This window comes from Streptococcus caecimuris (assembly GCF_943193075.1).
GTDB lineage: Bacteria > Bacillota > Bacilli > Lactobacillales > Streptococcaceae > Streptococcus > Streptococcus caecimuris.
This window is the reverse complement of the sequence record NZ_CALPCT010000018.1, coordinates 40,152-48,985: the sequence shown is the minus strand read 5'-3', so window position 1 is coordinate 48,985 and position 8,834 is coordinate 40,152. Positions and strand designations below refer to the sequence as shown.

7 protein-coding genes are annotated in these 8,834 nt (G+C 44.5%); 3 read left to right on the top strand and 4 right to left on the bottom strand.

Features of this window, described 5'->3' with window-relative positions; all coding sequences use genetic code 11:
* Positions 1–129: 129 nt before the first annotated feature.
* Together NFR56_RS07860 and argS are read right to left on the bottom strand one after the other, a co-directional pair.
* Positions 130–375, bottom strand: a complete 246-nt coding sequence (locus NFR56_RS07860; RefSeq protein ID WP_049515223.1) for a hypothetical protein — start codon at positions 373–375, stop codon at positions 130–132.
* Positions 376–527: 152 nt separating this feature from the next.
* Positions 528–2,216, bottom strand: coding sequence for an arginine--tRNA ligase (gene argS / locus NFR56_RS07855; protein WP_049515225.1), 1,689 nt, complete (start codon positions 2,214–2,216; stop codon positions 528–530).
* A gap of 104 nt (positions 2,217–2,320) precedes the next feature.
* Here argS and argR point away from each other — a divergent pair, with 104 nt between their 5' ends.
* Positions 2,321–2,761: an arginine repressor gene (argR, locus tag NFR56_RS07850; protein WP_023919910.1), complete on the top strand. Its 441-nt coding sequence runs from the start codon at positions 2,321–2,323 to the stop codon at positions 2,759–2,761.
* Positions 2,762–2,892: 131 nt separating this feature from the next.
* Positions 2,893–5,442 (top strand): DNA mismatch repair protein MutS, encoded by a 2,550-nt coding sequence (mutS, locus tag NFR56_RS07845; RefSeq protein ID WP_134974272.1) that lies wholly within the window; start codon positions 2,893–2,895, stop codon positions 5,440–5,442.
* Between the two features lie 304 nt (positions 5,443–5,746).
* Here the strand turns inward: mutS and NFR56_RS07840 are convergent, their stop codons facing one another.
* Together NFR56_RS07840 and NFR56_RS07835 are read right to left on the bottom strand one after the other, a co-directional pair.
* Complete coding sequence (locus NFR56_RS07840) at positions 5,747–6,202, bottom strand: DUF3021 domain-containing protein (protein ID WP_049515230.1); 456 nt, start codon at positions 6,200–6,202, stop codon at positions 5,747–5,749.
* Positions 6,196–6,636 carry a LytTR family DNA-binding domain-containing protein gene (locus NFR56_RS07835; RefSeq protein ID WP_134974273.1) on the bottom strand — a complete coding sequence of 147 codons (441 nt, stop codon included), beginning with the start codon at positions 6,634–6,636 and terminating at the stop codon, positions 6,196–6,198. Before NFR56_RS07835 ends, NFR56_RS07840 begins: the two co-directional genes overlap by 7 nt.
* Before the next feature lie 248 nt (positions 6,637–6,884).
* On the opposite strand from NFR56_RS07835, the gene mutL reads away from it, so the two are divergent.
* The gene (gene mutL / locus NFR56_RS07830) at positions 6,885–8,828 is read left to right on the top strand and encodes a DNA mismatch repair endonuclease MutL (RefSeq protein WP_134974274.1); all 1,944 of its coding nucleotides are present in this window, start codon (positions 6,885–6,887) and stop codon (positions 8,826–8,828) included.
* The last annotated feature ends 6 nt before the right edge of the window (positions 8,829–8,834 follow it).

Sequence of the window (8,834 nt, the reverse complement as noted above, 5' to 3'; positions counted from 1 at the left end):
CCACTCAACCACTGCGTCTTGCTCGACAATCCAAAAATAATTGAGAGGCTAGGACTTTTGTCCCAGCCTCTTATTTGTTGCGACTGAATAGAAGAGGAGTCACATTTTATATGACTCCTCTTCTATGGCTTATTTTAATTTTTCTGTGATTTCTTTAGCAAGTAGGAGCCCCAATCGATAGTCTTTGTTGATGGCATGGATGACATCGTTGATATTGTCGGTCTCTTGGATTTTTTCCTTGATGCTATCTTTGAAAGCTTGATCTTTCAAGAGTTGCTCTTGTAAGAGCCGTTGTAGTTTTTCTCTCTCGTACTTGTTAAATAAAAAGAGGACCACTAAACTGATGAAAATTAAGATGTAAACGGTTTGATTCATAGATTTCTCCTGTATATAAAGGATCTGAAAATGTAGAGAATGAAAGGCATTGGACATGAGAAAAGGAGTGAGAAAGAACTAAATTGAATCGCATTTAGTTTCTCCTCTCACTCCCATAAGAGATGTTCTACGTATCCATCATAGATAAGAAATTACATTTTCTCAGGTGCATCGACACCAAGTAAGCGAAGGGCTTCTTTTAAGACTACTGCTGTTGAGTAGCTAAGAGCAAGACGGCTTTCGCGTTCTGGACTTTCATCCAAGATACGAGTGTGCGCATAGTATTTGTTGAAGGCTTGAGCCAAGTTGATAGCATATTTTGCGATCAAGGATGGATCATAGTTTTCAGCAGCACGTTTCACCACACGAGAGAAGTCTTGGAGAAGCTTGATGATTTCCCAGCTTTCAGGATCGCTCAAGCTGTATGTCGCATCTGTAGATGGTGTGAAGTTGGCTTTGCGAAGGATGGATTGGATACGAGCGTAAGCGTATTGAACGTAAGGTCCAGTTTCTCCTTCAAAGGATACCATGGCTTCGAGGTCGAAGTCATACCCATTGCGGCGGTCTGTCTTCAAGTCGTAGAATTTAACCGCACCAACACCGACTGCATGTGCCACTTCTTCCTTGTTTTCCAATTCAGGGTTCTTTTCTTCGATCTGCGCTTTGGCACGAGAGATGGCTTCTTGAAGAGTTGGTTCGAGAAGGATGATATTTCCTTTACGAGTTGACAATTTTTGGCGGTTTTTTGTCACCAAACCAAAGTCAACGTGAACCATATCGTCGCTCCAGTCAAATCCCATTTTCTTCAAAACAGCTTTCAACTGACGGAAGTGGTTAGATTGTTCTTGACCTACAGCATAGATGTTTTTCACAAAGTTGTAAGTCCGTGCACGGTAGATAGCGGTTGCGATATCACGCGTGATGTAAAGAGTGGCACCGTCTGATTTCTTAATCATAGCTGGTGGAAGGTTGACATCATCGAGCTCAACGATGCTAGCACCCTTAGACTCTTTCAACAAGCCTTTTTCTTCAAGAATTTGGACAGCTTCATCCATCTTGTCATTGTAGAAAGCTTCTCCGTTTAAGCTGTCAAATTCAACACCGAGGAGTTTGTAGATACGGTTGAATTCTACCAAGCTTTCGTCACGGAACCATTGCCACAACTCAGTCGCTTCTGGATCTCCATCTTCCAATTTCTTGAACCAGAGACGTCCTTCATCATCAAGCTCAGGATCGTTTTCGATTTCAGCGTTGATCCGAACGTAAAGTTTTAGCAATTCATCGATTGGGTTGGCTTCGACAGCTTCCTTGCTACCCCATTTTTTGTAAGCCACCATCAAGAGACCGAACTGTTTACCCCAGTCACCCAAGTGGTTGATTTTAATCGTGTTGTAGCCCATTTTGCGGAAGATGTTTGAAAGAGCATCCCCGATAACGGTTGAGCGCAAGTGACCAACTGAGAATGGTTTTGCGATATTTGGACTTGAAAGGTCGATGGTAATGTTTTGGCCATGACCTTCGTCTTGTTGACCATAGTCTGCACCTGCTTCGATGACGGATTTGATTACTTGATCAGAGATCTTAGATTTGTCTAAGAAGAAGTTCACGTAAGGTCCAGTTGCAACGACTTTTTCGAAGGCGCTTTGGTCGATCTTTTCAGCAATATCTGCAGCGATTGCTTGAGGAGCCTTGCGTTCCACTTTTGCAAGTGAGAAGGCTGGAAAAGCAATGTCACCAAGATCAGATGATTTTGGTTGTTCAAGCAAGTTTAAAATAGCATCTTGGTCAAGAGAGTCAATCACTTTGGCCAATTCACTAGCAATGAGTTCTTTATTGTTCATATTAGCTCCTTAGTCCTTTTAACTATTATTTTAACACAATTCTGAGCGAATTTTCAATTTTTTTGGTATAATTTAAAGTATATTTATTCAAAAGTGGAGGTCCAATGAAAAAGACAGAACGTCACCTTTTGATTCAACAAATGATTCGAAATGAAAAATTGTCGACTCAAAAAGAGATTCAGGATCGATTAGAAGCAAAAGGAATTGCTGTAACGCAAACAACTCTGTCACGAGATTTGCGCGATCTGGGTCTAGTCAAGGTGAAACGAAAAGACCAGTTGTATTATATTTTGCCAAATGAGCCTGAGGTGGCAGAGATTTATATTATGTTGTCCAGCCACGCCAAGTCTGTCTCACGAGCAGAATTCACTTTGGTTTTGCGGACAGAGCTAGGAGAAGCAGCTCTCTTGGCCAATGGTGTAGATGAAATGTCAGATGAGCGTATTTTGGGAACAGTAGCAGGGGCCAATACCCTCTTGATTGTTTGTCGAGACCAAGAGGCAGCCATTGAAATTCAAAATGAAATTTTAGGGATGATGCAGTAATCAAGCCCCTTGAAAAGAAAGAAAATACCCCGTTAAGATGTCAAAAGGAGGAAGATAGTGAGCTATCTACTCCTGTTTTCATCTATGGAGCTTGTGTCAGAAAATGATGCAACAGTAAGGAATAAAGAAGTATGGCAGTAGAGAAAATATCCCCTGGAATGCAGCAGTATCTAGATATCAAAAAAGACTATCCGGATGCCTTTTTGATGTTTCGAATGGGAGATTTTTACGAATTATTTTATGAAGATGCAGTGAATGCAGCTCAAATTTTAGAGATTTCCTTAACCTCACGGAATAAAAATGCAGAGAATCCAATTCCCATGGCGGGTGTTCCCTACCACTCGGCCCAGCAGTATATTGATGTTCTCATTGAACAGGGGTATAAGGTCGCGATTGCAGAACAAATGGAAGACCCCAAAGAAGCCAAGGGGGTCGTTAAGCGTGAAGTCGTACAGGTGATTACGCCGGGTACAGTGGTGGATTCGACCAAGCCAGATAGTGAGAATAACTTCCTGGTTGCTTTGGATCGGTCAGGAAATGAGTATGGGTTAGCCTATATGGATCTGGTGACAGGGGAGTTTCAGGTGACGACCCTCAATGACTTTAGCATGGTTTGTGGAGAAATCCGCAATTTACGTGCGCGTGAGGTGGTCCTGGGTTATGAGTTGCCAGAACAGGAAGAGCGTGTGTTTGTTAGCCAGATGAATCTCTTGCTGTCACATGTAGAGACGGCGCTCGACGATGTTCAACTCTTAGGGGATCAGTTGAGTGAGCTCGAAAAGAAAACGGCTGGAAAACTTCTCCAGTATGTCTACCAGACACAAATGCGGGAATTGAGTCACCTCAAAAAAGCCCATCATTATGAGATTTGCGATTTCTTGCAGATGGACTTTGCGACCAAGGCTAGTCTTGATTTGACAGAGAATGCGCGGACTGGGAAGAAACATGGTAGCTTGTATTGGTATTTGGATGAAACCAAGACGGCCATGGGCGGTCGTTTGTTGCGGTCCTGGATTCAGAAACCCTTAGTCGATTTGAAACGGATTCGAGAGCGCCAGGACATCATTCAGGTCTTTATGGATCATTTCTTTGAACGGAGCGATTTGACCGACAGTCTCAAAGGGGTCTATGACATTGAACGCTTAGCGAGTCGTGTTTCCTTTGGCAAGATCAATCCTAAGGATCTCTTGCAGCTAGGAGATACTCTGGGTCATGTGCCGACGATCAAGTCGATTCTACTGGGGATCGGTGATCCAGTCTTAGATGTCTTGATTGCACGCTTGGATGAACTTCCTGAGTTGCACCGCTTGATTACCTCAGCTATTGCTCCGGAAGCGTCTGCTGTTATTACAGAGGGAAATATCATCCGAACTGGGTTTGACGAGCAATTGGATCAGTATCGTGTCGTTCTTCGGGATGGTACTGGTTGGATTGCTGAGATTGAGGCCAAGGAGCGCGAAGCCAGTGGCATTACAGGTCTAAAAATCGATTACAACAAGAAGGATGGCTACTATTTCCATGTCACCAATTCTCAATTGAGTCACGTTCCTGCTCACTTTTTCCGCAAGGCGACCTTGAAAAATTCAGAACGCTTTGGTACGGAGGAATTGGCACGCATCGAAGGAGATATGCTAGAGGCGCGTGAGAAGTCTGCTAATCTGGAATATACGATTTTTATGCGGATTCGGGAAGAAGTTGGCAAGTATATCCAACGTCTGCAACAGTTAGCTCAGGCGATTGCGACGGTTGATGTTTTACAAAGTCTAGCCAGTGTCGCTGAGTCGCAACAGTTGAATCGTCCCTTCTTTCATGAAGAACGACGAATCGCGATCGACAAAGGTCGCCATCCGGTTGTTGAGAAAGTGATGGGAGCCCAGTCCTATATTCCTAATAGCATCTTTATGGATGAAGAACGGGATATTCAGCTGATTACGGGGCCAAATATGAGTGGGAAGTCTACCTATATGCGCCAATTGGCGATCATTGTGATTCTTGCCCAAATTGGCTCCTATGTACCAGCGCAAAAGGCCGAGTTGCCAATCTTTGATGCGATTTATACCCGAATCGGAGCTGCTGATGACCTGGTATCGGGTCAGTCTACCTTCATGGTGGAAATGATGGAAGCCAATCACGCCATTCGCAAGGCAACACCCCAGTCCTTGATTTTGTTTGATGAGTTGGGACGGGGAACTGCGACTTATGATGGGATGGCTCTCGCCCAATCCATCATCGAATACATTCACGATCGCACGGGTGCCAAAACCTTGTTTGCAACCCATTACCATGAGTTGACGGCTCTCTCAGAGACCTTGTCCCGTTTGGAAAATGTCCATGTTGCGACCTTGGAGCGAGATGGTCAGGTTACCTTCTTGCACAAGATTGAACCCGGCCCAGCAGATAAATCCTATGGGATTCACGTGGCCAAGATCGCTGGCTTGCCAGAAGAATTGCTGAAGCGGGCGGATGCGATTTTGACCAAGCTCGAAGGACAAGCCCAGCAAGTACCGCTTGCGGATGCAACCCCTAAAAAGGAAGTACCTTCACAGGTTGCTGAACAAATGTCCCTCTTTGAGGAAGAGACAGAAAATACAGTGATCACAGAATTGAAGAATCTGGATCTCTACAATATGACTCCCATGGAAGTCATGATGGCAGTCGCCGAATTGAAAAAGAAATTATAAAAGAAGATCCTCGTGACAGCGAGGATCTTTTATTGAAGACAAAGTCATCTTAGAAACTTTCCTTAAGTGAGTACGGACGTCAGCGAACTTCTTCGAAGTTCCAAGACTAATTATTGAGCCTAAGGTCTCAATAATTCCGAGTGCCTGAAACAATTGTGTTTCAGGCACTTTTCTAACAGCGGAAAGTTTCAGTAGATGATTGAACAACTATAACGAGTATATTTTTTATAGAATTTATTAGATTTGTATAAAGGAACAGTTTATCTCTACTTTCAGATCCTCGTAGCACTGAGGATCTTTTTGCTTAGTGGTTAGCAATGCTTTGATTGATTTCTTGAACTTGTTTTTTATAAAAATGATGGGAGACCAACCAGATGATCACGTAAACGAGGGTGAATTCGACAACGAGTGAGAGGTAAAATCCGAGTCGTGCTGGAAACCAGCCGGCCAAGGTAGCTAGGGGAATAAACCCAAGTAACATGAGTAGGTAATGGCTCAGAGTAGCCCGTAAGAGACTCCAGTCTTTTTGAAAGAGGAGACTTCCGAAGCTAAAGAGGACCCCAATCGCACCCCAAACGAGGGCGCAATAGAGCATGACCAGTGAGCCGTGAACATGATGCAAGAACATCCAGCGGCCGACTGCAGAGTTGGGACTTAAGGGAAGGTACAACTCAGGTGAGAAGAGGTAGGAAAAGAAGATGGATAAGATGAGCCCGATGAAAATCCCTTTTAGGGCGTCAGAAAAAGATTGTTTTAGCATGATAATTTCTCCTTAATGGCTTTTAAATAACGACGGGAGGAGTAGGTCAGACTCCCGTTTTTAAGATAGATTTGAACGGATCCTCCACTGGTAAAGTGCAGGTGATCGATTTCTTTTGTGTTGATAATTTCAGATTGGGAAATTTTGAGAAAGAAGGTCGGCAAGTCTTCAGATAGCTGATAGAGTGGCCCAGTCAGAATAAATTGATCTGTCATAGTCTCGCCAATTACTTGCCGATTTTCAATGTAAAAACGTTGGAATAGTTGGCTTTCGATCAGGTAAGCTTCCCCATCCTTTTTGGCACGTAAGCGCCCTTTTTGATCCAATTCTTCCACAAAGTCACGGATTTTCTCTACACGCGCAGACAGTGCAGGTGCTGTGATCACCACCGCTTCTTCTTGGAAGTGGGAATCAATGTGTACTTCAACTTTCATAAGATCGTTTCTCCCTCCTTTGGGTAAAGTCGGTTGGCCTGCTAGCCCGGCTCCTTCTTTACACTACTATTAAACACTTTTTCCAAAGGGAAGACAAGGGGATTTGTCTATGTGGTCGTTTTCTTTGCCTATGCGGTTTTTAAGGAAGAAGATGGGCCCAGCCTCTATTTTTTAAGAAAGGGAGTCTTGTAGATCTGTGGTATAATAGAGCTACATGTATCGGTGAAAAAATAGGTAAAGGAGCAGACATGTCACAGATTATTGAATTGCCAGAAGTCCTAGCCAATCAGATTGCGGCAGGTGAAGTGATTGAACGACCTGCTAGCGTGGTCAAGGAATTGGTTGAAAACTCGATCGATGCTGGAGCTAGCCAGATCGTTGTTGAAATCGAAGAAGCAGGATTGAAGTCGATTCGGATTACAGACAATGGGGAAGGAATTGCGCACGATGAGGTCGCTTTGGCCCTCCGTCGACATGCGACCAGTAAGATCAAGAGTCAAGCGGATCTCTTTCGTATTCGAACGCTTGGTTTTCGTGGTGAGGCCATGCCTTCCATTGCTTCTGTCAGTATTCTAACCCTTCTAACGGCGCAAGAAGGAGCTGCCCACGGGACCAAATTGGTCGCAAAGGGTGGCGAAATTGAGGAAGTGGAGCCAGCGACAAGCCCTGTCGGGACCAAGATCACAGTGGAAGATCTCTTTTTTAATACCCCTGCTCGTCTCAAGTATTTAAAGAGCCAGCAGGCAGAGCTATCCCATATCGTGGATATTCTCAATCGCTTGAGCTTGGCCCATCCTGAGATTGCCTTTACCTTGATCAATGATGGAAAAGAAATGACCAAAACAGCGGGGACTGGCAATCTCCGGCAAGCGATTGCGGGTGTCTATGGCCTTGCGTCTGCTAAGAAGATGGTGGCCATTGAAAACCGCGACCTAGATTTTGAAGTGACGGGCTTTGTGTCTTTGCCTGAATTGACTCGTGCTAATCGCAATTACATCAGTCTCTTTATCAACGGCCGCTACATCAAGAATTTCTTGCTCAATCGGGCTATTTTAGACGGTTACGGTAGTAAACTCATGGTGGGCCGCTTCCCACTTGCGATCATTAATATCCAGATCGATCCTTACTTAGCGGATGTCAATGTTCACCCTACCAAGCAAGAAGTTCGTATCTCCAAAGAACGGGAATTAATGGCCTTGATCTCCCAGGCGATTGCGAATGCTTTGAAAGAGCAGGACCTGATTCCAGATGCTCTAGAAAATCTAGCCAAGTCGACCATTCGCCGAACAGAAAAGCCAGTACAGACAACCCTGCCTTTAAAAGAAAACCGTCTCTATTATGATCGAGAAAGCCAAGATTTCAAGCTTCGACCAGAAGTGGCAGATCCTCAATTGCCTCTAACAGATGAGGTGGCTGCTGATTCTACAAGCCAAGAAAACCCAGTAGAAAAACCGACAAGCGCGATCAAGTTTGCGGAAAGAAAGACTGCGGTTTATGATGAACTGGATCACCCAGAGTTGGATCTGGCTAGTCTAGACAAGGTCTATGATAAGTTGGATGGGGAAGAACATTCGACCTTCCCAGAGTTGGAATATTTTGGTCAGATGCATGGAACCTATCTCTTTGCCCAAGGAAATGGGGGCCTTTATATCATTGACCAGCACGCGGCTCAAGAGCGGGTCAAATACGAAGAATACCGGGAGAGTATCGGGGATGTGGACGGCAGTCAACAACAACTGCTAGTGCCTTATATCTTTGAATTCCCTACAGACGATCTGATCCGCCTGCAACAGCGCAAGCACCTCTTAGAAGAAGTGGGCGTCTATTTAGAAGAATACGGAGCCAACCAGTTGATCTTACGGGAGCATCCGATCTGGATGAAGGAAGAAGAGATCGAGTCGGGCATCTATGAAATGTGTGATATGCTCCTTTTGACCAAGGAAGTGTCCATCAAGAAATACCGGGCTGAGTTGGCCATCATGATGTCTTGCAAACGCTCCATCAAGGCCAACCACACACTGGACGATTACTCGGCACGGGATCTGATCTACCAATTGTCCCAATGTGACAACCCTTATAACTGCCCTCACGGTCGTCCGGTCTTGGTTAACTTTACCAAGTCAGATATGGAAAAGATGTTCCGACGCATTCAGGAAAATCACACCAGTTTACGGGAATTGGGTAAGTATTAAACAAAC